Below are 25,834 nucleotides of genomic sequence, written 5' to 3'. Positions count from 1 at the left end.
TGACCTAGATAATCTTTGTATAATTATTAAATACAAATTATACTTATCAAGTGATTTTATATTATACAAGTATTGGAGGAGTGATCTGTGAACATATTTAGAAAAAAAACAGTTGAGGACTTTAGAGAAGCTGCATCAAATAGCAAGCTTAAAAAGAAACTAAATGCCTTTGATTTAGCGGCAATTGGTATAGGTTCCGTAGTTGGAACGGGTATTTTTGTCGCCACGGGTCAAGGGTCTCAATTAGCGGGACCAGCTGTTACAATTTCTTTTATTATTGCGGCAATAACTAGCGCTTTATGTGCTTTAACATATTCAGAACTTTCTTCTATGTTTCCGGTATCTGGAAGCACTTATTCATATTCCTATGTAGCTTTTGGAGAAATTATTGCATGGATTATAGGTTGGGATTTAATACTTGAATATCTTGTATCAGCATCAGCAGTTGCTTCAGGATGGTCAGGAACTTTAGTAGGTATACTTAAAAATTATGGGATTAATATTCCAGAGGTGTTAATAAAGGCGCCTGTATCTGGTGGTATAGTTGATTTGCCAGCGGTGCTAATAACCCTTTTTATAACTTGGATATTATATATTGGAGTATCCGAAAGTGCTAAAGTAAATAATATAATAGTTGGAATAAAGATTTTTGTTATAATAGTATTTATTGTTTTGGGTGCAACACATATAAATATGACAAATTATCATCCTTTTGCACCTTTTGGAACAAAGGGAATTATGGCAGGAGCATCTATTATTTTCTTTGCATTTATAGGCTTTGATACTGTATCCACTGCAACAGAAGAGACTGAAGATCCTAAAAAAAATGTGCCAATTGGATTAACTATATGTCTTGCGGCAGTTATAATAATGTATATAGGAGTTTCTTTAGTATTAATAGGAATTATACCTTTTAAGTTAATAAATGTACAAGATGCTCTTCCAGGAGCACTTTCATACATTGGAATAACTTGGGGTTCTGCACTTGTAGGCGTGGGAGCAGTTCTTGGTATGATTTCCACATTACTTGTAACACTTTATGGACAAGTAAGAGTATTTATGGTTATGGCTAGAGATGGCTTACTTCCAAAAAGATTTGCTAATGTAAATAAAAAATATAGTACACCTGGTTTATGCACTATAATAACAGGAATTATCACAGCAATAATTGCAGGTTTTTTACCTTTAAATGTAATAATGGAATTATGTAATATAGGAACCTTATTTGCATTTGCTCTTGTATCTATTGGAGTAATTGTACTAAGAAAGACAATGCCTGATGTGGAAAGAAAATTTAAATGCCCTGGAGTGCCATATACACCAGCATTAACAATAGTTTTCTGTGTTTACTTAATGGCAAGCTTACCAATAATGACTTGGGTAAGATTTGGAATATGGCTTGTATTAGGATTGATTATTTATTTTATTTATGGATATAAAAATAGTACGTTAAATAATATGAAACATACTTTAGATGAAGTAGGATAGATAGAAAACCAATGAATTATTATGGAATAATTCATTGGTTTTTTTTATATATTAGTTCTTTTTTTTATTAAATATTAATAATCTATTTATGAAATGAAGTTTATGGACATTGGAGGAAAATTTTAATGAATGTTAAAAATGAAATATATTATCATATTCATAGAATAGATCAATGGCAAGGAGAGTGGAAAGCTAATTCAGTTATTTATTGGGGTCAAAAAGAGTTAAATAATTTTAATAAGTTTTATAATAATCATGGGTTCACTACTAACTTAACAAATGGAATGGGATATTTATATGGAAGAAAAGCATTAAGAAATTTTTTAAAACAACCTGAAAGTTTTCAAATACAAAATTATAGAGAAATAATTCAACAAGCTTTAATTATTATCAAAGAACAATGTATATTTACTAGAGAAACGATTTTTGAAGAAGTTAGGGGGAATTATTTTCCTAGTTTACCATCACGTAAAACCTGTTTATGGGTTTGTACCAAAGATTCATTACCTTATTGGTGGTCTGCTTTGAATGGTACTAAAAAGATTTTTAAGTTAGAACTTACAGGAATTATGCATAAAGCTGATGAGAAGTATCTTATATGTGATACTCTATCACATGATGAAATAAGAGCTAATGCTTTTAATTACTGGACAGGTTCTGATGGATTAAATCCCAAAAAGGAAGAATTATTATTTGAAGGAGTAATAAAGGTATTACAAGAATACTATAATTTAAGTGACTTTTATACAATATAAGAAGAAAAAAATATATAAGTATTTTCATAAAGCAATATTGCTCAAAACTTAAAAAAATTTCATAAATATGCAGGAAAATAAAAATTAACGTAGAATTATATTGTTATGAGAATAAATAATAATATAACAATATATCAAAATATATTGTTATATACTTTTAGAAAAGGTTTGCTATAAAAATAAGTAAAGTATGTAATAAAGTTCTTAAAATTGTACAATTCCACGGAATTAACAGTTTATGGTTAAATGGATTAGTTCATTGATTTACTCATCACTTTAAAAAATAACATATTAAGTAAAGGTATACAGTAGGTGAGTGTAGTCAATGTTCAAATAAGTTTAAATAATTTTTATTACAGGGGGGACCAATATGAAAAAAATTATTACTCTAATTGCAACAGCAGCTATTACTGCAAGTATGATGGTGGGTTGTGGAAAATCAGCTAGTCCAACTGATGCAAATAGTACAGACAAAGCTGCCTCAAAAAAAGAAATAAAGGTAGGTGTAGCACTTTATAAATTCGATGATACTTTTATTTCTACAGTTCGTCAGGCTCTTGAAAAGAGAGCAGAAGAAAAAGGAAAAGAATCAGGAGACAAGATTACTATTAATGCTGTTGATGGACAAGGACAGCAGGCTACACAAAATGACCAAGTTGATACATTTATTACCCAAAAATATGATGTTATTGCAGTGAATATGGTTGACCGTACTGCTGCATCTGTTATTATTGACAAAGCTAAAAAAGCTAATATACCTGTGGTATTCTTTAATCGTGAGCCAGTAAAGGAAGATATGGCTAAATGGGATAAGATGTTTTACGTTGGAGCAAAAGCTGAAGAATCAGGTACAATGCAGGGACAAATTATAGCTGATTATTGGAAGAAACATCCAGAAGCTGATAAGAATAAAGATGGAAAGATTCAATATGTAATGTTAGAAGGAGAACCAGGACACCAGGATGCTATACTTCGTACAAAACATTCAATAAAAGCTTTAGAGGATGCTGGAATAAAGGTGGAAAAGTTAGCTAGCGATACAGCAAACTGGCAGAGAGCACAAGGACAAGAAAAGATGGCTGCTTGGTTATCATCTTTTAATAATAAAATAGAAGTTGTATTTGCAAATAATGATGATATGGCATTAGGTGCTATTGAAGCTTTAAAGGCTGCTGGATATTTTAAAGATGGTAAATTCCTTCCTGTAGTAGGTGTTGATGCTACTGCACCAGCTCTTGATTCACTTAAAGCTGGACAAATGCTTGGAACAGTTTTAAATGATGCTAAGAACCAAGGTAATGCTATTTTAGATACAGCTTATTCACTTGCAAAAGGTGAAGATACAGCTAAAACTATAAAGGGAATAACAGATGGAAAATACTTATGGGTACCATATCAACCTGTTACAAAGGAAACTATGGACAAAATTAAATAATTATAGAAACTTCAGGGAGTGTTTTGCACTCCCTGAAGTTAAATTAGTTTTGTATAAACATTGAAATATACTACAATGCTCTTGAAAGAGGTGTAAACTATGTCACAGGAAAATATTTTGGAGATGCATAATATTTCCAAAAGCTTCCCCGGTGTAAAAGCACTAGATGATATAACTCTTAAGATTCAACCAGGAACGGTACATGCGTTAATGGGGGAAAATGGTGCAGGTAAGTCTACACTTATGAAATGCCTTTTTGGCATATATATTCCTGACGCAGGGGAAATAATTCTGGAAGGTAAAAAGGTTCAATTTAAAAGCTCAAAAGAGGCATTAGAACATGGAATTTCTATGATACATCAGGAATTGCAGCCAGTTCCTTATAGAAGTGTTATGGAAAATGTATGGTTAGGTAGATATCCAGAAAAAAATGTAGTGAGTATAAAAGTAGTAGATCATAAAAAGATGTATAATGACACCAAAGCCCTAATGGAAGAACTTCAGATGGATATTAAGCCAGATACCCTAATGGCGAAATTGTCAGTTTCAAAAATGCAGGGAGTTGAAATTGCTAAGGCTGTTTCATATAGATCCAAAGTAATTGTTATGGATGAACCTACATCTTCACTTACAGAAAATGAAGTAGCCCACTTGTTTAAGATAATACGTAAGCTAAGAGAGCAAGGAGTAGCTATTATATATATATCGCATAAAATGGAAGAAATTTTGGAAATTTCTGATGAGGTAACTATTATGAGGGATGGGAAATATATTGGTACATGGCATTCAAAAGATCTAACCACAGATATGATTATTTCAAAAATGGTTGGTAGAAATTTAACTAATAGATTTCCACAACGTGAAAATTTACCTGGTGATGTAATTATGAGGGTAGAGGATTTTACATCAATTAATCCTAAATCATTTAAAAATGTAACTTTTGAATTGAGACGTGGAGAAATATTAGGAGTTGGAGGACTAGTAGGAGCACAACGTACAGAATTAGTTGAAGCTATTTTTGGACTTAGAAACATATGCAAAGGTAAAATAATAATTAATGACAAAGAAGCTAAAATAAAAAATCCTATAGACGCAAAAAATCATGGAATTGCTCTTCTTACAGAGGAAAGGCGTGTTACAGGGATTTTGCCTGTACTTTCTATAGAAGATAATACATTAATTGCTAGCCTAGATCGTTATATTAAATTTAAATTTGTTATTGATAAAAAGAAGGGCGCTAGTGATGTAGAAAAAAGTATAAATGCTATTCGTATAAAGACACCTTCAGCTAAAACCTTAATACGAGATCTTTCTGGTGGAAATCAACAAAAAGTAATATTTTCAAGATGGTTACTTACTGAGCCAGATATTTTGATTCTTGACGAACCTACTCGTGGAATTGATGTAGGGGCAAAATATGAAATTTATACAATAATTGCCGATCTTGCAAAACGTGGCAAAAGTATTATTATGATTTCTTCAGAAATGCCAGAGCTTATAGGTATGTCTGATAGAATTATGGTGATGTGTAATGGAAACCTTACCGGAATATTGAATGGCAAGGATGCAAATCAGGAACTTATCATGAGTTATGCAACTAAGTTTGCATAATCAGATAAACAAGGAGGGCTTTTGGATATGTCAGATGAAAATGTAAAACCTGAAAGTAAAATTAATAATAAATCCATAAAAGAATTTGCTAGTAAGAATGCTATATATTTAGTGCTTGCAGCTCTTCTAATTGGAATTGGAGTATTAGATAGTAGTTTCCTTTCAGTTGCTAATATTCGTAATGTATTTATCATAGCTTCCGTCCGTGCTATAATTGCCCTAGGTGTTAGTGGAGCATTGATTACTCGAGGTACTGACCTTTCTGCTGGACGTGTTGTTGGATTTACTGCTTGTATTGCTGCAAGTTTATTACAAAGACCAGATTATGAATATAAAATATTTAAAAATATACCAACGATGCCGCTATTTGTTCCAATACTTTTAGCTATATGTGTTGGATTACTTATTGGAGTAATTAATGGTGTTGTAGTAGCTTACTTGAAAGTACCACCATTTATAGCTACTTTAGGTATGATGGTAATTGTATATGGACTAGCTTGTATTTATACTAATGCTCAGCCTATTGGTGGATTAAGAAATGATTTTACAAGCATTGCTTCGGGGAGTTTTTTAAATATACCAAATTTAGTTATTATAGCAGCTATAGTAATATTTTTAATTTGGTTTATTTATAATAAAACTCGTTTTGGTAAATATATTTACGCTATAGGTGGTAATCCAAATGCTGCAGAAGTATCTGGAGTTAATGTTGATGCTACATTAATAAAGGTATATGCCCTTGCAGGTGCTCTATATGGTTTAGCAGGAGCTTTACTTGCAGCTAGAACTGGAGGAGCAACAAATAACTATGGGCTTATGTATGAACTTGATGCCATAGCTGCGGCAACAATTGGTGGAGTATCTACCTCTGGTGGTATAGGAAAAGTATCTGGTATTATTACAGGTGTACTTATATTTGAAGTTTTAAATAATGGACTTGTTATACTTGGAGTATCAGCTTACTGGCAGCAAGTTGTTAAAGGTTTAATCATTATCGGCGCTGTAGCTTTTGATATACGTAAATATCTTGCAAAGAGATAATGAATATAAAGATATATTAAGAAAAGAGAAAAGGCTTTCTATCTATTTAAATGTAGGTGGAAAGCCTTTTAAGTGTTTATAGTTGAAAGTGGAAAATTGAGAATTGAGAGTGAAGGAAGCTTTTTATTATAATATTAATGGAAAAACCGAAAGATATGCAGCAATAATAATCATTATTCTTCTTTGTTTATTTGGTTCTATAGTTATCCAATTATAAAATTTATCAGATATCAAAAAAAGAGTGCCAAAAATAAGATTACATATACTTGCTATTATTGATAATACATCTATATTAAATAATTTATAGCATATAAAAATCATAAGTAAATAAATTTCTATAAGAATAATCCTTCTTTTATATACAACATCCATAATATCACTTCCTTTATTTATATATATTATACTATAAATAATACTATATATTGCTTTTTTAAAAATATTAAATTGTTCATCATTGTAGTTATAACATAAACTAATTATACTAGGAGGATTATCAATGAAGTTAGAAATACTAAAAGATAAAACAATACTAATTTTAGGTGGAATTACTATGATTTTTACCTTGCTAACTTTAAATAATATATACTTTATTTCTAAAACAGCTCAAAATATTTATTATTTAATCTATATTATTTTATCAAGTCTATTAATAATAACACTTAGTAAAAGATATAATACACAGATTAATCAGAGCTTTTTAATTCCTATTTATAAGTACAGTATTTGTAAGATATTATTTTATAGCAGACAAGTTAGTATATGAAAATACTTCTCCAAACGGGAAATATAGTGTACGAGTTATATTAGTTGACCAAGGAGCTTTAGGAGGAGATATAAAAGTTAATTTAGATAAAAAATACTTTAATATTTTTAAAAAAGAAAGAACTATTTATAATGACCGATATTGGGAAGAAGGAAGTTATATTAGATGGATAGATGATAATTATATTGATATAAATGGAACAATAATTGATATTCAGTCAAAATGTAAAGTGGATAAAAGATTATGATTAAAAGAATTTTTCAAAGGGAAAGTATTAAATTCTGTATTTGAAGGCAAAATAGTAGAAAGGAGATTTAGTGAGGAGGGAATAACTTGGAAACTGATAATAGTGTAAAAATCATCCCTTTAGGAGGACTTGGAGAGATTGGCAAGAACATAACAGCTATTGAATATAAAGATGACATTATTGTTATAGATTGTGGAGTTTCTTTTCCAGAAGAGGAGATGTATGGTGTAGATTTAGTAATTCCTGACGTAACTTATTTATTAAATCATGCAGATAAGGTAAAGGGTATTTTTCTAACTCATGGACATGAAGATCATATAGGATCATTGCCCTATATTTTAAAGCAATTAAATGTACCTGTTTATGGTACAAGACTCACATTAGGAATAGTTGAAAATAAATTAAAAGAGCATGATATACTATCAGATTGTAAGCTTAATGGTATAGAAGCAGGAGATATAATAGAAGTTGGAGAGTTGAAAATAGAATTTATAAGAGTTACACACAGCATAGCTGATTCTTGTGCTATTGCTATTCATACACCAATTGGAGTGATTTTCCACACTGGTGATTTTAAAATAGATTATACTCCTATTGATGGGCGAGTTATGGATTTAGCACGTATTTCAGACTTAGGTAAAAAAGGAGTATTATTACTTATGGCTGATAGTACTAATGTGGAACGTCAAGGTCATTCAATTTCAGAAAAAACTATAGGTGAAACCTTTAATAGGATATTTTCTAATGCCGAAGGAAGAGTTATTGTAGCGACTTTTGCATCCAATATTCATAGAATGCAGCAGATAATAAATGCTTCCATGGAATATGGAAGAAGAGTAGCCTTTAGTGGAAGAAGTATGGAAAATATATCACAGGTGGCTATGGAACTAGGATATCTCCATATACCTGAGGGTAAAATGATAAGTGTAGATGAAATACGAAATTATCCTAATGAGCAGGTAACAATAATAACTACAGGAAGTCAAGGAGAAGCTATGGCAGCTCTTGCTAGAATAGCCTTTTCCAATCATAGAAAAATTACTATTGAACCAAAGGATTTGTTTATTATTTCTGCTTCTCCAATTCCAGGTAATGGTAAGATGATATCAAGAGTAATTAATCAGTTATTTAAAAAGGGTGCAAATGTAATTTATGAAGATCTAGAAGAAGTGCATGTATCAGGTCATGCCTATCAAGAGGAATTAAAGCTGATTCATACATTAGTGCATCCTAAGTATTTTATGCCTGTACATGGTGAATATAGACATTTAAAGCATCATGCAGAATTAGCTCAAAGATTAGGTATGGATAATTCAAATATATTTATTTTACAAACAGGGCAAGTTTTAAATTTATCTTCAAAAGAAACAAAGATAGTAGGAAGAGTTCCTACTGGTTCAGTATTTGTAGATGGACTTGGAGTAGGTGATGTAGGAAATATAGTATTAAGGGATAGAAGACATTTAGCTCAAGATGGAATAATAACTATAGTTACTACTATAGAGAAGGAATCTTATAGTATTATTGCAGGACCAGATATAATTACTAGAGGATTCGTATATGCAAAAGAATCAGAAGCTTTAATAAATGAATCAAAGGAAATTGTTAGAAAAGAGTTACAGGATTGTTTAGATAATAAAATTATTGAGTGGTATGTTTTAAAAGCTAGTATGAAAAATTCTTTAGAAAAGTTTTTGTATGAAAAAACAAAAAGAAGACCAATTGTTTTACCTATCATCATGGAAGTCTAATTACAAAATTTGTATAAATAATTAAAAAAATTATGTAATTACCATAAATTGCACTTTACTAAGAATAAAATTAATTGTATAATAAAAAAATCATAAGTGAATAACTGAGGTAGAGGCGCAGAATTTAAGAGTAACATTGTGGAGAAAAGCACTATGAAGCAGTGTAAAAGGAAATTTTGCCGAAGTATACAGTAGATGCTTTTAATACTGTATTGCTGGGATTGTATAGAATATATACAAAACTGTCACAAATTAAGTTTGTGGAGAGCTATCATTCGATGTGGAATTTTAATATGTATTTTGTGTGTAAATACATATTTCAATACCCTGAGTGTACTCTCAGGGTATTTTTTATTATGTTTATCTTAGTTATTTCACTTATCGGAAAAAATACCGATAAGGGGGAAAAAAATGAGTAATATTACAAAGGAAGAAAATAATAATGAATTAAAAAGAAGTTTAACTGCAAGGCATCTTAATATGATTGCTATGGGAGGAGCTATTGGGACAGGTATATTTTTAGCTCTAGGAGCTACTATTAAACAAGCTGGTCCAGGAGGTGCTCTAGTAGCATATGCTTGTATAGGAGTTATGGTTTATTTTTTAATAACTAGCTTAGGAGAAATGGCAACTTTTATGCCTGTGGCAGGTTCATTTGGAACTTATGCATCAAAATTTGTTGATCCGGCAATGGGCTTTGCACTTGGATGGAACTACTGGTATAATTGGGCTATTACTGTAGCGGCTGAAATGGTAGCAGGAGCACTTATTATGAAATTTTGGTTTCCTAATGTGCCGGCCATTGTATGGAGTGTTTTATTTCTTACATTAATAGTTGGACTTAATCTTTTTTCAGCTAAAGCATATGGAGAATCAGAGTTTTGGTTTGCAAGTATTAAAGTAGTTACTGTTATTGTATTTTTAATTATAGGTATTGCTACTATTTTAGGAATATTAGGTGGAGAATCTGTAGGCTTTAAAAACTTTACAGTTGGCGAAGCACCATTTGTTGGTGGAGTTAAATCAATTTTTATGGTATTTCTAATCGCAGGATTTTCATTTCAAGGAACAGAACTTGTAGGTATTGCAGCAGGTGAAAGTGAAGATCCAGAGAAGAATATACCTAAAGCAATAAATACAATATTTTGGAGAATTTTATTATTTTATTTAGGAACTATATTTGTTGTAGGTGCATTAATTCCTTATACAAATGCAGGAGTTGACACTAGTGTATTTACATTGATATTTGAAAAAGTTGGTATTGCAGCAGCGGCCTCTATAATGAATGCAGTAATTTTAACATCAGTATTATCCTGTGGTAATTCAGGAATGTATGCATCAAGTAGAATACTATATGCTATGGCTAAAGAAGGAAAAGCTCCAGCATGGCTTGGAAAGCTTAATTCAAGAGGAGTACCTGTAAATTCAGTACTATTAACTACATTAGTAGCATCAGCTTGCTGTTTAACAGGACTTTATGCAGAAAGTACAGTGTATGTATGGCTTGTAGCTGCATCAGGACTTGCTGGTTTTGTAGCATGGTTAGGTATAGCACTATGTCATTATCGTTTTCGTAGAGCTTATGTTGCCCAAGGACGTGATTTAAGCAAATTAAAATACAAAGCTAAATTATTTCCAATAGGACCAATTATAGCGCTAGCATTATGTAGTGTTGTTGTTCTAGGTCAAGGCATTACTTATTTCCAAGCCGATAAAATAGATTGGAGTGGAGTAATTTCATCATATATAGGATTGCCATTATTTTTAGCATTATGGATAGGTTATAAGAAAAAACACAATACAAAAGTTATTGATTTAATGGATGTAGATTTTGATAATATTGATGAAAATAATGAGGAGTTAGAAGCTACTTCATAATTTATTCTAAAGTTTATAAGAGATAATTAAAGGAAAATTTTCTTCATTATTAATTTAGTATATTATAGAGCATATGTGTATTTGTATAAAGCAAATTTACATATGTTCTTTTTATTTTTTATAATTTATAATTTAAATGGTATATAATAGACATAAGCTTTAAAAGCAAAGTAATTACAGGAGGTGTATATATTAAATGAAAATAATTCACACTGGAGATTGGCATATAGGAAAAATTGTAAATGAATTTAGTATGATAGATGATCAAGAATTTATTTTAAGCAAGTTAATAAAAATCATTGAAGAAGAAAAGCCTGATGCTTTGATAATAGCGGGAGATTTATATGATAGAAGTATACCGCCTGTAGAAGCGGTACAGCTTTTAGACAATGTATTTACTAAAATCTTATTAGACTTAAAAACACCTATATTAGCTATAGGAGGAAATCATGATAGTGGGGAAAGATTATCTTTTGGAAGTAACATTTTAATAAAAAATGGATTGTACATAGCAGGAATGTTTAATAAAAAAATAAAAAAAGTAACTCTTCATGATGAATTTGGTGTTGTGAATTTTTATTTAGTGCCTTATGCAGATCCAAGAGAAGTAAGAAGTATATTTAAGGATGATGAAATAATAACACATGATAAAGCTATGAAGAAAATTATTCAAGAAATAAAGGAACATACAAAGGAAAATGAGAAGAATATAATGATAGCTCATGGATATGTGACTTTTATGAAAGATAAAAATTTAGAAAAGATAGAAGAAGAAAATATCAGGGCAGGTCTTAAAATTTCTGATTCTGAAAGACCTTTAAGTATTGGTGGTACAGATTTAATAAGTGGAGAATATTTTAGCTTATTTAATTACACAGCTTTAGGACATCTTCATGGTGCACAAAAGGTTGGAAGTGATAAAATAAGATATTCAGGATCCTTATTAAAATATTCATTTTCAGAAACAAATCATAAAAAAGGGGTAACTATAGTTAATATAAATGAAGCTGGTGAAGTTTCTGTAGAGTTAAAGGAACTTGTTCCTAAAAGAGATATGAGAATTATTAAAGGCCCATTAAATGAGCTAATTAATCCCAAGGTCTATGGAGAAGAAAATGTTGAAGATTATATATATGCTATACTCACAGATGAAGGAGAATTAGTAGATCCTATATCAAAATTAAGAGCAGTATATCCTAATATTATGGGGTTAAATAGAGAAATAATAGAAAAAACAAGTGAAAGTAAAACAGCAGCTTCACTAGGATATGAAAATAAGTCAAAATTACAACTTTTTGAAGAATTTTATGCAGCTATATCTGATAAAAAGTTAACAGAAGAAAAGATTGATATAGTGAAAGATGTAATAGAAGAAGTAGAAAGAGAGGTGAAATAGTATATGAAACCGCTAAAGCTCATAATGAGTGCATTTGGCCCTTATGCTGGAGTTGAAGAAGTAGATTTTAGAAAGTTACAGGACAAAAATATATTTTTAATTACTGGACCTACAGGAGCTGGAAAAACTACTATATTTGATGCTATAAGTTATGCTCTTTTTGGAGAAGCTTCAGGAACTAATAGAGATAAGGATGGTCTAAGAAGTGATTTTGCATTATCTGAAACTCCTACATATGTAGAATTGGAATTTGAGCTTAAAGGGAAAGAATACAAAATAATAAGATATCCTCAACAAGAGAGAAAAAGATCAAGAGGAGAGGGATTTACCTTTAAAAGTGCGGAGGCTTATTTATATCTTCCTGATGAAAAGGTGATATCAAAGGTTAATAATGTAGATGAAAATATAAATAATATTTTGGGTATTAATAAAAGTCAATTTAGACAAATAGTAATGCTTCCACAAGGAGAATTTAGAAAATTATTAGAAGCAGATAGTACAGAGAGGGAAGTTATATTTAGAAAAATTTTTGGTACTCAAGATTTTGAAACTATCCAAAGGAAGCTTGACGATAAAAAGAAGTGTATATATAAAAAAATTAGTAATACTAAAACTCAAAGGGACACTCATGTAAAACATATAGAAGCTCATGGAGATGAAATTTTATTAAAACTTATAAATGCGGAAGATTTAAATATAAATGAAATAATAGAGAAGACAAAGGAACTTATAAAAAATGATGAGGAATATAGAAAAAAATTAACTAGCCAGATTAAGAATATTAAAAATGATGCAGAAAAACTTCAGAAAAGTATTATTGAAGGAGAAGAAATAAATAAGAAGATTAAAGAAAAAGAAGATCTCCAAAATCTCTATAAATCCTATTTATCAAAAGGAAAGGAATATGAAGAAAAACAGATTCTGCTACAAAAAGGAAGGAAGGCCTTACAGGTAAAAGTAGTAGAGGATTCTTTTATAGATAGGAAGAATAATCTAAAGTTAAGGCAAATTCAATATAATCATGGAGAAGAAGAACTTAAAAAGTGCGAGAATAATTTAATTATAAGCAAGGAGAATTTAGAAAAGGAACAGGTTAAGGAGAGCAAAAGAAAGAAGCTTTCAGATAGTATAGCAACCCTTAAGACTTGGGAAGAAAAAGTTAAAAATTATGAAGAGAAAAGCCTAAAAATAGTTAAGTTAAGAGAAAGTCTTAATAATAAAGATAATTTATTAAAAGAAATTAGATTATCTCAAAATGAAGAAAAAGTTAAATTAGAAAATGCTAATAACAATTTAATTCAGGCAGAAAAGGCAGAAACTTATAAGGAGAAATTAGATAGAGCTGTATATGAGAAAAACTTACTTTGTGATGAAATGAGAAGCTTTTACAAAAATACTAAGGAGTACTTAAATAGACTTCAAGTATATAATAATGACAAGGAAAGTTTTGAAGAATTTGATAAGGATTATAATAAAATTAAATCCCAATATGAATTAATGGAAGATAACTTTAGAAGAGGGCAAGCAGGTCTTTTAGCAAGGGACTTAAAAGAAGGTATGCAATGTCCAGTATGTGGTTCTACACATCATCCTAATGTTGCTCAGTTAATTCATGGAGTCCCTACAGAAGAAGAGCTTAAAGAAGCAAAAGATAAATTTGATATATTAAAAGAAGATAGGGATAGAAGGCTGCAAAAACTTTCAGATTTAAATGGAGTTATAAAGAATAGTTATCAGATGTTATTAGAACAAAAAGATAAGTTGAACCATGTTCTAGAAGAAGATATAAATATAATTGAAATAAAGGATATGCTTTTTTATTTAGGAACCAAAGGAAAAGAAATAGCTCAAGATTTAAATGTTTTAAAAGAAGAACAAATTAAACTTACAAAAATTGCAGAAAAGAAAATAGAATTAGAAAATAACATAGTAAAATTAATTGAAGATATAAAAAATAAAGAAGTATTAATCCAAAAAAGAGAAAAAGAATATACAGAGCTTTATGGAGTTGTAAAAAGTGAAGAAGAACTTCTTATAAGCATAGAAAAGGAAATTCCTGAGGAAATACGATCTTTTGCCAAGCTTTCATCAAGAATTAATGAATTACAAGAAAGACTTATAGAGCTGGAAAAGGCATATAAATTAGCAGAAGAATGCTATAATAAAGCAAATACAGCTTATGTTTCTGGTAAAGCAGATATAAAGATAAAAAGTAAAAATGTAGAAGATGCAATAAAGGAAGTTAAGTTCTGGGAAGAACAGCTAAATAATAATATTAAGGAAGCAGGTTTTAAAGAGTTTAGTGAATATACACTATTGAAAATGTCAGAAGAGAAAATTAAGCTTTTAGAAAAAGATATATTAGAGTATGGTCAAAATCTAAAGTCATTAAAGGATAGATTAGAAAAGGCTATAAAGGATACAGGAGGATTAGAAGAGGTTTCAATTGATGATTTAAGAAAAAAATTAGAAGAAATTAAATTAGAAGAACAAAATTTAGAAGAAAGAGAAAAGAAGTTATTTTCAAGACAAAGTAACAACAATAAAGCTTTGATGGAAATTAATAAAATAAATAAGATTATAGCAAAGGATGAAGAAAATTATAGTGTTATTGGTGAATTAGCTAGAATTGCTAATGGTGATAATTCAGAAAGAATAACCTTTGAAAGATATGTTTTAGCTGCATATTTTGATGAAATAATAAATACTGCTAATGTAAGACTAAGCAAAATGGCAGGAGGACGATTTATACTTAAAAGAAAAGAAGAAAAGGGTAAAGGAATAAAGCAGCAAGGTCTTGAATTGGAGGTGTTTGATAATTATACTGGAAAAGCACGTCATGTAAAGACCTTATCTGGTGGAGAAAGTTTTAAAGCATCCCTAGCTTTAGCATTAGGATTAGCAGATGTAGTTCAATGTCATGCTGGAGGAATAAGTTTGGATACTATATTTATAGATGAAGGGTTTGGTACCTTAGATCCAGAATCCTTAGATAATGCCATTCAGTGTTTAATTGATCTACAAAAGGGTGGAAGATTAGTAGGAATAATATCGCATGTTCCTGAGCTTAAGGAACGAGTGGATGCAAGGTTAGAAATAACGCCTGCAAAGGAAGGAAGTAAAACAAAGTTTCATATTTAGTGAAAAGTAAAATTGATCTTTACTTCCTATTATTAATTCTTTATTATTTACTATATAGAAGGGGATAAGGGTAATGTGCTATGTTTATATATTAGAATGTGCAGATAGAACTCTGTATACTGGTTGGACTAATAATTTAAATAAGAGAATAGAAACCCATTCTAAGGGTAAGGGAGCAAAATATACAAGAGCAAGACTTCCAGTTAAGTTAGTTTATTTTGAAAAATATGAAGATAAAATTTCAGCACAAAAGAGAGAATATGCTATTAAAAGGCTAGCTAAAAAAGATAAAATAAAACTCATTTCTCATGAAAATTTTAATATTACTGAACTTTAGACCGTTTAATAATATCAAGTGATTCTTAGGTTCAGACGGAGTTTTATTAAGAGAACTACGCTTTCTTCATCTGAATCTTATTAAGAGAGTTCTAATACCTCCCAACTTTAGAAAAGCAGAGAATCAAAATCTTTGATTCTCTGTGAATCGCTTTCACAGAGTGTGTAGGGAATATTTCGAAGGGTAGTTATCGGATAAATTAAAATAGGCAGAATAAAATCTGCCTATTTAATTTTACTGCATAGAATTTCCTCTATTAGCTCTTGACTGAGCGTTTAATCTTTTAGCTTCTTCTAAATCATAGTTATTAGTGCTACTAGTCATACCAGCACCTGTACTACTAGTCATGCCACCATTAGCTCTTGATTCAGCATTTAATCTTTTGGCTTCTTCTAAATCATAATTATTAGTGCTACTAGTCATACCAGCACCTGCACTACTAGTCATGCCACTATTAGCTCTTGATTGAGCGTTTAACTGTCTAGTTTCCTCTAAGTTAGAACTACTAGCACTATTAGTCATACTGCTACCTGCAGCACCAGACATGCCTTTATTAGCTCTTGATTGAGCATTTAATCTTTTTGTTTCTTCTAAACTTCTATTATCCATGAATATTACTCCCTTCAAAATTTATAATTTATTTGAGTCTACATGTAGTTTAACCATCTTATAGCGAAATATATATTTATATTGATACCACATGTGGTATCAAATAACTCGTACGTAAGTTATTGGAATGTTGGTCCATTTTTGCTTATTTGCAAGAATTTGATGAATTTTTTTGTGACATTTGATTATTATTACTTTGTTGATTTTGTTGGCCTTGCTGTCCTTGTTGACCCTGCTGTCCCTGAGATCCCATTTGATTTAATTGATTCTGAGCCTGATCTATTATTTGGTTCATTTGAGAAAGAACCTGATGAGATATAATTTGTTGGCTAGCTTGATTTAATGCACACATTGCCTGTTGTACAGCTTGTTGCAATTGTTGTTCAGACTGCTGCTGTTGTTGCTGCGCTTCTTGTCTAAAGTTTTGTATTTGTTTTGAAAGCTTGACTGCAGTCTGTTGACTTTGTTGATTTTGCATTTGACCTCCCTGCTCTTGACTTGGATTTGACATTGCAGTTGTTTTTAGTTGATTTAATGTACTTTCCATAGCATTAAGTTGATCTTTAAGATTACCTAATTCTGCTCCAACTTCTGCATCAGCTTTTTTTTCATAAAAGCTTTCTAATACTTTTTTATTTTTCTCATCCATTGTAATTCACTCCTTTTGATTTAAGTACAATCTTATATTTAGCAATTAATAATCTATTTATACTATTTAGTTTTTTGATTTATATTAAATTAAAGGAAGAAAAACATTATATTCATAGACATACTGTATTATTTAAAGGGAATAATATATTTAATAAATACAAGTATAAAAGGAGAGATAACTATGGATTTACACAGGGCTATGGAAATAAAACAATCTTTAGGTGTAATAAATGTAAGTTATAATGGAAATTTAGTTTGGTTGGAGACGATAAACAAGGATAATAATGAAGTGTTAGTAAAAGATTTAAATAACGATAATAAATTTGTGGTAAACGTTTCAGAGTTAAAAGAAGTATAAATTTATATTAAATGCTTTTTGAAAACAAAAAGTTTCCTTAACTTTCAATTAGATTTTTCAAATATGAATAGAGAAAAAATCTTCTTTATTGTTGAAAATAGAAAAGTGCGATGCACTTTTCTATTTTCAAGTAAAGGATAAGATTTTCGTCATACCATCAGTACCAATTTTAGTATTTTTAAAGATATTTCTGGTTTGTTCAATATAATTTTCAGGATCAGTTAAACTAGGACTAAAGTGAGTTAGCCAAAGTTCTTTTACATTTGATTTAAAAGCTAAAGTTGCTGCTTCTGAAAATAGCATATGTTTATTTATTAAGGCTTTATCTAAATTGCTATCATCTCCATACATACCTTCGCATATGAATAAGTTGCTATTTTCAGCAAAAGAAATAATTTCATCAATAGGCCTTGTATCTGTTATGTAAGTAATCTTTAAACCTTGTCTATTATCACCTAATACCATCTGAGGATAATAGGTTTTTCCTTCATAATCTATATAGTTACCTTTTTGAAGTTTACTCCATAAAGATTTTGGAACTTTGTTTTCTAAGGCTTTTGCTACATCAAATTTAGCCCTTCTTTTAAGTGAAAAATTATATCCATTACAAGGAAGAGTGTGATCTAAATTTAAGGTGCTTAGGATTAAATCATCTGTGGAAAAAATATTTTCACAAGACTCAGTGTTCTCTATAATATTTATTTCATAAGGAAGTTCAGGACACAATACTCTAAGACCATGTATTACTTCGTTACAGCCTTTAGGACCAATAATAGTTAAAGGTTCTGTTCTACCACTATTGGCTATGGTAAGTAAAAGTCCAGGAAGTCCTAATGCGTGGTCAGCGTGAAAATGAGTAAAACAAATAATCCCAATATCCTTAAAACCAGTTTTATTTATTTTCATTGACACTTGGGTACCCTCACCACAATCAACTAGTATTTTATTTCCATCATAATTAATTAAAAGAGAAGTTAAGAATCTATTTGCTGTAGGTAAACTGCCTCCAGAACCAAGTAATGTTATATTTAGCATATTGTCACCGCCTAATTTGTTATAAAATTTTTGCAATAGCTCTTACAGGAGAACCATCTCCAGAGCTTATTTTTAATGGAAATATAAATAAATCAACCTTTTTATTTAAAATATAGTGTAGATTATTTAAATTTTCAATAACTAATTTTTCTTTTTCTAAAAGGATATGATGGTTTGGTAAGTGATGATTATTCTCGTCATCTATAGATATAGTATCTACTCCTATCCCTTTTATATGAGATTTACATAGATATTCACATAACTTACTAGATGGATATTTGTAATTTTTTAGGAACTCAATACTATTCCAAACCTTATCATAACCAGTATAGAACAATATAAAATCTATATTATCTAAACTATATGAATTTAGAATATCTAAATCTATACAGCTATCTACTTTAGTACAATCTATGGTTAAAGCTTTTCCTGAAAAGGTATCCAAAGAAATTTGGTCTATACTTTTACCGTGTTCAAATATGTGTTTAGGAGCATCTACATGAGTAGAAGTGTGAGTGGTTATAATAAGCTTTTTTACATCATAGCCATCTTTTTTTATAGAAGATAGCCCATATATGTGAGGAATTTCCTCCTCGCAAAATGATATCATATTATTTTCTATACAATGAGATAAATCAATATATTTCATAATACCTCCTTATAAGAATTCATAAAGCAACGTAGCAGTTGTTGTTATGTTACAAATGCTAGCTATGGAATAAATAATAAAAGAAATACAAAGACTAAAATTAAGTATTACGTGAAACCGAAGGTGAAATTTTATGCAAACAATATCTTTTTATAGAAAAAGAATAGTAAAAGTATTTTTGTTTAGTATTATAATAATTACTATACCTATTAATACATATAGATTCAATAGTGTTAGTGCAATAAATTTGTCTAATGAAAAAGAAAAAGACAGATTAATCATGGAAAACTATAATTTCAAAAATGTTCTAGAAAATATGTTGCCTGTAGAGAAAAAGACATTATTTGAAGAAGAAAATAGAGGTTATGATAAAGATAAGAATGAGATTAAAACTTATCCGTTAAAAAAAGTTATTAGTAAGGGAGTAGATGTAGAATTTAAAAAGATATATGATAATCCACAGTATAGTAGGCCAATATATACATCAGATTGGAAAGATTTTTGGTTTAGGGATTGGGTATATTTTCCTAAAAAGGTTTCAGAAGCATCCCATAATATATTCATTTATCCATTAGGAGCTAGTTCAGCTTTCGACTTTGAAGGTAGCTTAGGATTTAATGAAGGAATTTTTTATGATGCACATAAATATATTAATATTCTTATTTATAATTTTAAAGTAGAGTATATAAAACAATATAAAAATCAAATTATTTTAATAGGAAAGCCTACAAGAAAAGGTGCAGAAATTATTTCAATACTTCAAGATAATCTACTTTTGGAGGGTGAAAAAGAAAAAGAATGTATATTTCAACTTTCTACTAAGGGCGGTTATGTACTAGATCATATTTATGGTGGCGTAATAAATTATAAGTATTTAAAAGAGTTAATAGAAAAAAATTCTGTAAGCTCTAGATTGCCAGAGGAAGAGGATTATATGGACATAGAGGAAAAAAAGAAAAGCTTAGAAGAGTTAAGGATGGAAAACCTACAACTTAAAAAGAAACTATCATATTATATTCCATTAGGAGAAAACTTAATAATTACAAACAAAAATTGCAAAATTGGATACAATAACATAGAATATGATAAAGAAAATATAAAAACTGCTGTAGATAAAGGAGATAATATTAGTTTTGCAATAAAATATAGTGATAGTAGATATAAAAGACCTATCTATGATCCATCATGGAAAGAGAATTATAAATTGGGATGGGCATATATGCCCACAAAACTTTGCCAATATATGCATAAACTTTTTGTAATACCTAAAGATAAAGAAAAAGAAAAAAATCTAATGGGTAGTTTAGCATTCGATGAAAAATACAGAGGATTAAGCAAAGATGAAGTAGGATTACTAGTATATAATTTTCAAATAAAAAGGGTAGTTAGGTTTAAAGATAGAATAATTTTATTAGGAGAACCTAAAAAAATAGGATGTAGCATTATTTCAATTAAAGAAAAGAATTTAACTAAAGGAATAAACTATATATTTCAAATGATTACCCTAGATAATGAAGAAATTGATGCTAAATATCTCTATTGTCTTAATTAACAGAAACAACTCCAGATTAACTAAGAAGTCTGGAGTTATTGTTAAATTGTAACCTATTATTAAAAAATAATAGGTTACAATAAAGATTTAAGTATTATTTTTCTCTGTCATTCCAATATTTTCCTGCTTCTTTTTCCATTTTGGTTAATCTCTTATAGTAATCAGGATATTCGTTAAGATGGGCAAGGGTAATTTTTCCCGTCATTATACAGTCATCATTTGTTATATTAGTAAGAGGATTTTGTGTTCCATGTTCTAATTCTACACAAAGACCTATTCTGAATTGTTCTACATCAAACTTATCAAATTTTACTCCTAGAGCTCTACCAATATTTTTAGCCTCACAAGTGGTAAAACTTTTTCTCCTTCTGCATGGATATGAATTTAATCCATAATAATTATTTGCGTTTTCTGGAAAATTATAAAAATAAGGTGTGTAGAAATAATTCATAGGTATAAATTTTCCTCTGCAAAAAAAGCAGCACATTGAATACATAGAAAACCTCCAAATAGATTCCTTATATATAATTAGTTTATGTAAATAAGAATAAAAATTGCATAGAGTTTTAAATAAGATAAGAGCAACTACTTTTGTAGTTGCTCTTATCTTATTTGGAAGACTGATTTTCGCTTTTAGCTCGACTTAATAAAAAACCTAATGAAACAAATAATAAATTTCTTAATTCTATTAAGGCTACATTAGTAGGGGATATTGTTCTTATCCAATGAGATATCATGGAAACAGTTAAACAAACTAAAGCAATCATAAAAGCTAAGCATGTCTGGGAGTTCTTATTTTTCATATTAGAATTTTCCACAGTTTGTTCACCAAAAATAAAGCCAAATATATTGGACATAACAGAACGTATGGCTACATCTGATGGACTTCCTTGTGAAAAGTCAAAGAACACTGTAATAATAGTGTGGATTAAAGAAAGTATTCCCAAAAATATTAATGCCTTGGTAGCTGAGTTAGTGCAATTAAAATACTTTTTAATTGATAACATTGATTTTTTCATATTAATCCACTCCTACTTTAATTTATGTTAAAAGTGGATAAAGTGACTATTATTTTTTATTAAGGCTTTTAAATTGTTATTTGCAAAAAATGTACCTTATTAGGTCGCCAAGTTTTTTCATAGGGAATATTTAAAGCTTCAAAACTATGTTGGGATATTAAAGGATAGCCATTGGGCATAGCAGTAATAATGGCAGAATGAAATATTTTCCCTGCAGCATCTTCATAAAATATTAAGTCACCAATTTGAAGCTTATTAATATCATTAACTTCCAAACCTTTAGGTCCTGATAATTTTTTTTCATAATTTACTTTTATGGTCCAGTAAAGTGAGTGAGCTACAGCCCAAGGTATAGACCAAGTATCATTTTTAGTACTTGAATTCCCATTATGATTATACCACCAAGGATGAGATGCGTTATATACCATACTAGCTCCACCAGCTCTTAAACATTGTGAAATAAAATTAGTACAATCACCACCGTTATCACCTATTAATGGAAAATATTTATAATTGGGATTAGGAGTTAATGCATAGGTAATAGCATAATTAACTGCATTTACTCTTGAATATGGATTGTTATACATAACTATTCCTTCTTAAAAATTAATCTACATTATAATTTATGAAATTTTACTAATAATGATAATAAACAAAAGTGTTATTTATAGACAATATTCAAGTTAATTGCATACTATGTATTATTATATATGATTGAGGTGAGAAGGAGATGAAAATTGCAATAGATTTTGGACATGGCACAGGGGAAGATAGGGGAGCAGAAGGATACTTAAATGAAGAAAAGGCTATAAGAGAATATGGTGAGTTAGTAATAGATGGATTAAAGTTATTAGGACATACAGTTATAAATGTTACTCCTGCAACTGCCAATTTGAGTTTAGGACAATCTTTAGCTTACAGAGTTAATGCTGCTAATAACTATAAAACAGATTTATTTATTTCTCTTCATGTAAATGCATTTAGGAAGGATAAGGCTAGAGGGTGCGAAGTAGAATATATTTCTGACGCAGGTAAGGGTTATGCAGACAAAATATGTACTGAAATTAGTAAATTAGGCTTTGTAAATAGAGGGAGTCAAAAGAGAACAAATTTATATGTATTAAAATATACATCAATGATAGCTATTTTAGTTGAGCCATTTTTTTGTGACAATAGAGAAGATTGCAATTTGTATAGCCCTAAAAAGCTTGCTAATGCAATTATAAAAGGTATAACTGGAGTAGATGTGTATACTGAAGAAGAAAATGTCACCAGAAATGAAAAAGTAGAAGAAGGTAAAAGAAGCAATGTTCTGGCAATTGATCATAGTATACCTAATTCACCAGGAGTACATGCCTTCCCAGGAGGATTTGGTTATTTTCAAATCATACCTAATAGTGGGAGAATAGACATACATCTTGACCGTTATAATTATTTAACCATCCAAGATGATGAAAAAGAAGGGAATAGAGTAATTATCACTACTAGAACTAAAGGAAGTAAGAGCCTATTTTAGAGGGGGAATATTATGGAGACGCTGCAAAATGGAGTTATGCAGATATTAGTACAGGCTGTATTGAGCGTTTTAGGTATAGTTTGTACTTATTTAATTACTATGTTAGTTTCTTATTTAACTAAAAAGAAGGAGGCTTTGATAAAGCAAATTGGATCAGATCAATATAATATTATTTATAATACAGCAAAAAGTATTTTTTATGCTGTGGAGCAACAGTATAAACTTATTCCAGCGGCAGGAGATGATAAGAAAAAATTATTTAATGAAATGTTATTAAAAAGAATACCTGGATTAAAAGAAGAAGATTTAGATCATTTTAGAGAAGCGGTTGTAGGAGAGATAAATATGCAGTTGAAACAATCTGATTTGTTAACTCCAGCTCCAACGTTTGATCCAAATATAGATGAAGCAGATGTAAAGATAAAAGAATTATAAAAAATATGAGCAATTTTTTAGGCAACAGAGTATAAAGTACAGAGTACAGATAAGGATAAATTCTTTCTGTTCACATTACGAAAAATTTTAAATAGTTGTTTTTGAAAAATAATCTCAATTATCTTTAGAGCTAAGTGCATAAATGTTAAATTTAAGTTTTTGTATTATTAACAGAAGGAAAGCCTATTTCATCTGTACTCTGTGATCTGTTATCTTTACTCTGAAAAAAATGTACTATTTTTTAAATTTGATTATCTATATTTTGAAAAAGTTCATACATGAATTTTTGTTCATGAGTTATATGATTTAGTAATGTTTGCCAAACTTTATCTTCCTTTCCGTAGGACTTTATTTCACTTAATAATCCTAAGAAGAACTCGTCGTATTTAAAGAATTCCTTTATAAATTTATTTAATTCCGTTATAACATTAGGTAGAGGAATTGAATTAGCAGTAACTTTTTTCCTTAAAGACACTACCTTTTTGTTAAGATTAGAGAACATTTTATTAACTTCCATAAGTCTATTTTCAATTTCTTTAGGTAAGTTCTTTTTAGTTAATGTTGCTACGGTTTTAATAAAAATAGGATGCTCACTTGAAATATCTGTCCAAAGCATTAACTCATTAAATACACAGTTTAAATTATTTACTGAAGTATAACAATATAAGGTTTTTCTTCCATTTTTATTTTCGGATCTGTAAAAAGTATTTTCTTCATCGGCATATTGTAAGAAATCGTTACTTAATACAGTATCATAGGCTTCATTAGATTCTATATTGTCAGTACTTGGATTTATGGCTTCACTAGAATCATTAATCTGGGATTCTTCAGTAGAAGGGTACTCTTCATCAATTTCATCTAAATTTTCTTTATCCTCCATGTCATCAATAAGCTCTCTCATAAGCCTCATGTTAGGTAAGAGTATTTCTTCCTCCATGTTAGCTCCATACATTGGAAACATTGGTATACTTTCAGGGCACATAGGGTACATTGGCATCATGTTCATAGGAGCATGTAACATAGGACAACACATTTTATACATGCACATGTTGCACATTTCCATCATAGGATAGTTATACATATTCATCATATTTGCTTCCATATTATACCTCCAAAATATTTCAACTATAATAATATATTATTTAATAAAATGTTTTATGCAGGAACAATAAGGAATTATTCACATATAATATAAATGTGAATAAGATATTGGATTTTGGAGGAAATATAATGAATTATACTAGACCATATGAGGGATGGAACATGTGTTGTTCTAATTATGGTACGGATTTTACACAGGAAGGATTAAACAAAGCACTTTGTTTAATAAAAGATGCAGTACAAGGAGAAAAAAATGATGAATTAGAATACGATTATTTAATTTGTTTAGCTCCAACTAAAGAAGAAAAAGAAATAATTAAATCTATTAGAAATGATGAAAGAAATCATAACAAATGGTATAAAGAAATATATAAGTGTTATACTGGTGAAATTATAAAGGATAGCGATAAAGAAAAGTTTGATAGGCCAAGAAATTATATAGAAGGAATTAAAAAGGCGTTTTTTGGAGAATTAAGCGCTATGGAAAGATATAGAATAATAAGAGCTGGTTTGCCCAATAGATGCCAAAGAGACATAGTTTTTCAAATTTTATCAGATGAAATAAAGCATGCTATTAAATATAACTATATACTTACCATGAACTTATGCAAAAATAATTGGAAGTGTAGAACAATAGAAGAAGAGGTGTCAAAAGACGAAGCTAATGAGCTATTAAACAGTATTAACCCACTAGTAAATAGGGCATTACAAGAAGAAAGTATGGGAATGAATTCAGAATTTTTGTTTTCTAAATTTATATTATCTGGAGCACTTGTTGGATCAGGTAAGAGTGCTGAAGAGGCTATGAGACAAGTAGAACAGTGGCAAGAAGATGAAAGTATAGGATTATTATCTCAGAAATAGTTTTAAATAAAAGATCCCTTAGAAATTTTCTAGGGGATTTTTTTATAATAAATAAAAAAATAATAGAGAATAAGAGAGTGTGAAAGTTTTTCTGTAAATAGCTTTCTATGATAATTATTTTATAGGCATGGAGGTCATGGTAAAACTCCATGCCTTAATTACAATATAATTAACAATGAATTGCATGTCAAGAACACCCTAG

The 25,834-nt window shown here is 29.6% G+C and carries 26 protein-coding genes and 1 riboswitch; of the genes, 17 read left to right on the top strand and 9 right to left on the bottom strand.

The genetic code is table 11. The features are described from left to right. Nucleotides 1–87 precede the first annotated feature (87 nt). The 5 genes from T514_RS0119420 to mglC all read left to right on the top strand — a co-directional run bounded on the left by T514_RS0119420 (nt 88) and on the right by mglC (nt 6,330). Nucleotides 88–1,488, top strand: coding sequence for an APC family permease (locus T514_RS0119420; RefSeq protein ID WP_027626268.1), 1,401 nt, complete (start codon nt 88–90; stop codon nt 1,486–1,488). A 125-nt stretch (nt 1,489–1,613) separates the two neighbouring features. Then, nucleotides 1,614–2,243: a DUF2441 domain-containing protein gene (locus T514_RS0119415; RefSeq protein WP_027626267.1), complete on the top strand. Its 630-nt coding sequence runs from the start codon at nt 1,614–1,616 to the stop codon at nt 2,241–2,243. A 370-nt stretch (nt 2,244–2,613) separates the two neighbouring features. Further along, a complete protein-coding gene (locus T514_RS0119410) occupies nt 2,614–3,678 on the top strand; it encodes a galactose ABC transporter substrate-binding protein (RefSeq protein ID WP_027626266.1) in 1,065 nt (354 codons plus the stop codon). A 99-nt stretch (nt 3,679–3,777) separates the two neighbouring features. Beyond that, nucleotides 3,778–5,289: a sugar ABC transporter ATP-binding protein gene (locus T514_RS0119405; protein WP_027626265.1), complete on the top strand. Its 1,512-nt coding sequence runs from the start codon at nt 3,778–3,780 to the stop codon at nt 5,287–5,289. 27 nt (nt 5,290–5,316) lie between these two features. Then, nucleotides 5,317–6,330 (top strand): galactose/methyl galactoside ABC transporter permease MglC, encoded by a 1,014-nt coding sequence (gene mglC / locus T514_RS0119400; RefSeq protein ID WP_034869717.1) that lies wholly within the window; start codon nt 5,317–5,319, stop codon nt 6,328–6,330. A 126-nt stretch (nt 6,331–6,456) separates the two neighbouring features. Here the strand turns inward: mglC and T514_RS0119395 are convergent, their stop codons facing one another. Further along, a complete protein-coding gene (locus tag T514_RS0119395; protein WP_027626263.1) occupies nt 6,457–6,702 on the bottom strand; it encodes a hypothetical protein in 246 nt (81 codons plus the stop codon). A 124-nt stretch (nt 6,703–6,826) separates the two neighbouring features. Between T514_RS0119395 and T514_RS0119390 the strand changes: the two genes are divergently transcribed. The 7 genes from T514_RS0119390 to T514_RS0119360 all read left to right on the top strand — a co-directional run bounded on the left by T514_RS0119390 (nt 6,827) and on the right by T514_RS0119360 (nt 15,843). After that, nucleotides 6,827–7,093 (top strand): hypothetical protein, encoded by a 267-nt coding sequence (locus tag T514_RS0119390; RefSeq protein ID WP_027626262.1) that lies wholly within the window; start codon nt 6,827–6,829, stop codon nt 7,091–7,093. Next, nucleotides 7,041–7,340, top strand: coding sequence for a DUF5412 family protein (locus tag T514_RS27715; RefSeq protein ID WP_169735835.1), 300 nt, complete (start codon nt 7,041–7,043; stop codon nt 7,338–7,340). The genes T514_RS0119390 and T514_RS27715 overlap by 53 nt, the downstream gene beginning before the upstream one ends. Before the next feature lie 86 nt (nt 7,341–7,426). Next, nucleotides 7,427–9,091, top strand: a complete 1,665-nt coding sequence (locus T514_RS0119385; RefSeq protein ID WP_027626261.1) for a ribonuclease J — start codon at nt 7,427–7,429, stop codon at nt 9,089–9,091. 102 nt (nt 9,092–9,193) lie between these two features. Beyond that, nucleotides 9,194–9,370, top strand: a riboswitch (Lysine riboswitch). Nucleotides 9,371–9,502: 132 nt separating this feature from the next. Continuing rightward, nucleotides 9,503–10,969 carry an amino acid permease gene (locus T514_RS0119375; protein ID WP_027626260.1) on the top strand — a complete coding sequence of 489 codons (1,467 nt, stop codon included), beginning with the start codon at nt 9,503–9,505 and terminating at the stop codon, nt 10,967–10,969. Nucleotides 10,970–11,165: 196 nt separating this feature from the next. Beyond that, nucleotides 11,166–12,365: an exonuclease SbcCD subunit D gene (locus T514_RS0119370; RefSeq protein WP_027626259.1), complete on the top strand. Its 1,200-nt coding sequence runs from the start codon at nt 11,166–11,168 to the stop codon at nt 12,363–12,365. A gap of 3 nt (nt 12,366–12,368) precedes the next feature. Then, entirely contained in the window at nt 12,369–15,506 is a 3,138-nt protein-coding gene (locus T514_RS0119365) for an AAA family ATPase (protein ID WP_027626258.1), read from the top strand. Between the two features lie 73 nt (nt 15,507–15,579). Then, entirely contained in the window at nt 15,580–15,843 is a 264-nt protein-coding gene (locus tag T514_RS0119360; RefSeq protein WP_027626257.1) for a GIY-YIG nuclease family protein, read from the top strand. Between the two features lie 234 nt (nt 15,844–16,077). Here T514_RS0119360 and T514_RS0119355 read toward each other — a convergent pair whose 3' ends face one another. Together T514_RS0119355 and T514_RS0119350 are read right to left on the bottom strand one after the other, a co-directional pair. Beyond that, nucleotides 16,078–16,452 carry a hypothetical protein gene (locus T514_RS0119355; protein ID WP_027626256.1) on the bottom strand — a complete coding sequence of 125 codons (375 nt, stop codon included), beginning with the start codon at nt 16,450–16,452 and terminating at the stop codon, nt 16,078–16,080. A gap of 145 nt (nt 16,453–16,597) precedes the next feature. Further along, nucleotides 16,598–17,101 (bottom strand): hypothetical protein, encoded by a 504-nt coding sequence (locus T514_RS0119350; protein WP_027626255.1) that lies wholly within the window; start codon nt 17,099–17,101, stop codon nt 16,598–16,600. Between the two features lie 183 nt (nt 17,102–17,284). Here T514_RS0119350 and T514_RS0119345 point away from each other — a divergent pair, with 183 nt between their 5' ends. Beyond that, nucleotides 17,285–17,461, top strand: coding sequence for an H-type small acid-soluble spore protein (locus T514_RS0119345; RefSeq protein ID WP_027626254.1), 177 nt, complete (start codon nt 17,285–17,287; stop codon nt 17,459–17,461). Between the two features lie 126 nt (nt 17,462–17,587). Here the strand turns inward: T514_RS0119345 and T514_RS0119340 are convergent, their stop codons facing one another. Both T514_RS0119340 and T514_RS0119335 read right to left on the bottom strand, forming a co-directional pair. After that, nucleotides 17,588–18,496, bottom strand: a complete 909-nt coding sequence (locus T514_RS0119340; protein WP_027626253.1) for a ribonuclease Z — start codon at nt 18,494–18,496, stop codon at nt 17,588–17,590. A 19-nt stretch (nt 18,497–18,515) separates the two neighbouring features. Then, nucleotides 18,516–19,145: a cyclase family protein gene (locus tag T514_RS0119335; protein WP_027626252.1), complete on the bottom strand. Its 630-nt coding sequence runs from the start codon at nt 19,143–19,145 to the stop codon at nt 18,516–18,518. Between the two features lie 133 nt (nt 19,146–19,278). On the opposite strand from T514_RS0119335, the gene T514_RS0119330 reads away from it, so the two are divergent. Then, the gene (locus tag T514_RS0119330) at nt 19,279–20,697 is read left to right on the top strand and encodes a hypothetical protein (protein WP_027626251.1); all 1,419 of its coding nucleotides are present in this window, start codon (nt 19,279–19,281) and stop codon (nt 20,695–20,697) included. A 94-nt stretch (nt 20,698–20,791) separates the two neighbouring features. Here the strand turns inward: T514_RS0119330 and T514_RS27430 are convergent, their stop codons facing one another. The 3 genes from T514_RS27430 to T514_RS0119315 form a co-directional block, all read right to left on the bottom strand. Next, nucleotides 20,792–21,193, bottom strand: coding sequence for a DUF5661 family protein (locus T514_RS27430; RefSeq protein ID WP_242850637.1), 402 nt, complete (start codon nt 21,191–21,193; stop codon nt 20,792–20,794). 112 nt (nt 21,194–21,305) lie between these two features. Continuing rightward, a complete protein-coding gene (locus T514_RS0119320) occupies nt 21,306–21,716 on the bottom strand; it encodes a hypothetical protein (protein ID WP_027626250.1) in 411 nt (136 codons plus the stop codon). A 68-nt stretch (nt 21,717–21,784) separates the two neighbouring features. Then, entirely contained in the window at nt 21,785–22,303 is a 519-nt protein-coding gene (locus tag T514_RS0119315) for an amidase domain-containing protein (RefSeq protein ID WP_027626249.1), read from the bottom strand. Nucleotides 22,304–22,446: 143 nt separating this feature from the next. On the opposite strand from T514_RS0119315, the gene T514_RS25060 reads away from it, so the two are divergent. Together T514_RS25060 and T514_RS25055 are read left to right on the top strand one after the other, a co-directional pair. Next, complete coding sequence (locus T514_RS25060; RefSeq protein ID WP_051542183.1) at nt 22,447–23,232, top strand: N-acetylmuramoyl-L-alanine amidase; 786 nt, start codon at nt 22,447–22,449, stop codon at nt 23,230–23,232. 12 nt (nt 23,233–23,244) lie between these two features. Continuing rightward, complete coding sequence (locus T514_RS25055) at nt 23,245–23,667, top strand: hypothetical protein (RefSeq protein WP_156940016.1); 423 nt, start codon at nt 23,245–23,247, stop codon at nt 23,665–23,667. 241 nt (nt 23,668–23,908) lie between these two features. Here T514_RS25055 and T514_RS25910 read toward each other — a convergent pair whose 3' ends face one another. Next, nucleotides 23,909–24,769, bottom strand: coding sequence for a DUF2935 domain-containing protein (locus T514_RS25910; RefSeq protein WP_051542181.1), 861 nt, complete (start codon nt 24,767–24,769; stop codon nt 23,909–23,911). A 128-nt stretch (nt 24,770–24,897) separates the two neighbouring features. Between T514_RS25910 and T514_RS25050 the strand changes: the two genes are divergently transcribed. Beyond that, nucleotides 24,898–25,632: a ferritin-like domain-containing protein gene (locus tag T514_RS25050; RefSeq protein ID WP_242850636.1), complete on the top strand. Its 735-nt coding sequence runs from the start codon at nt 24,898–24,900 to the stop codon at nt 25,630–25,632. Nucleotides 25,633–25,834 lie beyond the last annotated feature (202 nt).

The organism is Clostridium lundense DSM 17049, assembly GCF_000619945.1.
GTDB classification, from domain to species: Bacteria; Bacillota; Clostridia; order Clostridiales; family Clostridiaceae; genus Clostridium_AO; species Clostridium_AO lundense.
The sequence above is the reverse complement of the archived record's forward strand: the minus strand, read 5'-3'. Positions and strand labels throughout refer to the sequence as shown.

Bases quoted from the DNA above. Each gene is read 5' to 3' on its own strand.
- T514_RS25055 (WP_156940016.1), top strand. From the start codon at position 23,245: ATGGAGACGCTGCAAAATGGAGTTATGCAGATATTAGTACAGGCTGTA.
- T514_RS0119410 (WP_027626266.1), top strand. From the start codon at position 2,614: ATGAAAAAAATTATTACTCTAATTGCAACAGCAGCTATTACTGCAAGT.
- T514_RS0119355 (WP_027626256.1), bottom strand. From the start codon at position 16,452: ATGGATAATAGAAGTTTAGAAGAAACAAAAAGATTAAATGCTCAATCA.
- T514_RS25050 (WP_242850636.1), top strand. From the start codon at position 24,898: ATGAATTATACTAGACCATATGAGGGATGGAACATGTGTTGTTCTAAT.
- T514_RS0119375 (WP_027626260.1), top strand. From the start codon at position 9,503: ATGAGTAATATTACAAAGGAAGAAAATAATAATGAATTAAAAAGAAGT.
- T514_RS0119360 (WP_027626257.1), top strand. From the start codon at position 15,580: ATGTGCTATGTTTATATATTAGAATGTGCAGATAGAACTCTGTATACT.
- T514_RS0119395 (WP_027626263.1), bottom strand. From the start codon at position 6,702: ATGGATGTTGTATATAAAAGAAGGATTATTCTTATAGAAATTTATTTA.
- T514_RS0119390 (WP_027626262.1), top strand. From the start codon at position 6,827: ATGAAGTTAGAAATACTAAAAGATAAAACAATACTAATTTTAGGTGGA.
- T514_RS0119315 (WP_027626249.1), bottom strand. From the start codon at position 22,303: ATGTATAACAATCCATATTCAAGAGTAAATGCAGTTAATTATGCTATT.
- mglC (WP_034869717.1), top strand. From the start codon at position 5,317: ATGTCAGATGAAAATGTAAAACCTGAAAGTAAAATTAATAATAAATCC.
- T514_RS0119370 (WP_027626259.1), top strand. From the start codon at position 11,166: ATGAAAATAATTCACACTGGAGATTGGCATATAGGAAAAATTGTAAAT.
- T514_RS0119415 (WP_027626267.1), top strand. From the start codon at position 1,614: ATGAATGTTAAAAATGAAATATATTATCATATTCATAGAATAGATCAA.
- T514_RS0119330 (WP_027626251.1), top strand. From the start codon at position 19,279: ATGCAAACAATATCTTTTTATAGAAAAAGAATAGTAAAAGTATTTTTG.
- T514_RS25910 (WP_051542181.1), bottom strand. From the start codon at position 24,769: ATGGAAGCAAATATGATGAATATGTATAACTATCCTATGATGGAAATG.
- T514_RS0119335 (WP_027626252.1), bottom strand. From the start codon at position 19,145: ATGAAATATATTGATTTATCTCATTGTATAGAAAATAATATGATATCA.
- T514_RS0119350 (WP_027626255.1), bottom strand. From the start codon at position 17,101: ATGGATGAGAAAAATAAAAAAGTATTAGAAAGCTTTTATGAAAAAAAA.
- T514_RS0119340 (WP_027626253.1), bottom strand. From the start codon at position 18,496: ATGCTAAATATAACATTACTTGGTTCTGGAGGCAGTTTACCTACAGCA.
- T514_RS0119365 (WP_027626258.1), top strand. From the start codon at position 12,369: ATGAAACCGCTAAAGCTCATAATGAGTGCATTTGGCCCTTATGCTGGA.
- T514_RS25060 (WP_051542183.1), top strand. From the start codon at position 22,447: ATGAAAATTGCAATAGATTTTGGACATGGCACAGGGGAAGATAGGGGA.
- T514_RS27430 (WP_242850637.1), bottom strand. From the start codon at position 21,193: ATGTATTCAATGTGCTGCTTTTTTTGCAGAGGAAAATTTATACCTATG.
- T514_RS0119345 (WP_027626254.1), top strand. From the start codon at position 17,285: ATGGATTTACACAGGGCTATGGAAATAAAACAATCTTTAGGTGTAATA.
- T514_RS0119320 (WP_027626250.1), bottom strand. From the start codon at position 21,716: ATGAAAAAATCAATGTTATCAATTAAAAAGTATTTTAATTGCACTAAC.
- T514_RS0119405 (WP_027626265.1), top strand. From the start codon at position 3,778: ATGTCACAGGAAAATATTTTGGAGATGCATAATATTTCCAAAAGCTTC.